Raw genomic sequence first — 290 nt, forward strand, 5'->3', positions numbered from 1 at the left:
CAAGCACATCTTATACATATTACCACGGGGAATTAGCTCAGCTGGCTAGAGCACCTGCCTTGCACGCAGGGGGTCAACGGTTCGACTCCGTTATTCTCCACTATTATTTCCGTTTTATTAGCTTATTGTCTACGTATGTAGGGTTTTAAGTTGATAGTTAAGGTAAATAAAAAAGTTCTTTGACATATTGAGAGAAAGAAGACACAAGAAAAGAAACAACAGAGCATATCTGTTCTAACTTTTCGGAGTTAGACAGAGCAATCGTCCCTTCCTGAGCAAAAGCAGGGAGT

Annotated in this window: 1 tRNA gene; it reads left to right on the top strand. The window is 40.7% G+C overall.

Features of this window, described 5'->3' with window-relative positions:
* Positions 1–26: 26 nt before the first annotated feature.
* A tRNA-Ala gene (locus A0125_RS15245) sits at positions 27–100 on the top strand.
* The last annotated feature ends 190 nt before the right edge of the window (positions 101–290 follow it).

Origin of the sequence: Sphingobacterium populi (assembly GCF_001586775.1) — a bacterium.
Taxonomy (GTDB): Bacteria; Bacteroidota; Bacteroidia; order Sphingobacteriales; family Sphingobacteriaceae; genus Sphingobacterium; species Sphingobacterium populi.